Source organism: Pantoea sp. Fr-CA_6, assembly GCF_024520895.1.
Classification (GTDB): domain Bacteria; phylum Pseudomonadota; class Gammaproteobacteria; order Enterobacterales; family Enterobacteriaceae; genus Pantoea; species Pantoea agglomerans.
In genome coordinates this window covers 1-243 of sequence record NZ_JALNPO010000059.1, presented here as the reverse complement: position 1 = coordinate 243, position 243 = coordinate 1, and the positions used below count along the sequence as shown (strand labels likewise).

The following is a 243-nucleotide window of genomic DNA, read 5'->3' as shown; positions in this document are numbered from 1 at the left end:
TCAGTAACATGATCACGGGTGATTTATTGCCGGGCAGTATGAGGTAGCGACCATGTTGAAATTTCCAAAAGGCAGCATCGTTAAACATAAATCCGGGGAGATAAGAGGCGAAATCATCAACGTCTTTGAGCAGGGAAACGCACCAGCCGGCTACTACGTTAAGTGGGACGACGGTAACCTCATCTATCATCCTGAGTAGGAGTTATCCTGGGCGAATATCGACCGCCCACGCATGAATTACAC

Annotated in this window: 1 protein-coding gene; it reads right to left on the bottom strand. The window is 48.1% G+C overall.

What is annotated here, in order from left to right:
* The coding region (locus tag NR201_RS22600; RefSeq protein ID WP_256850200.1) for a hypothetical protein at positions 1-190 on the bottom strand (190 nt) is incomplete at its 3' end.
* Positions 191-243 lie beyond the last annotated feature (53 nt).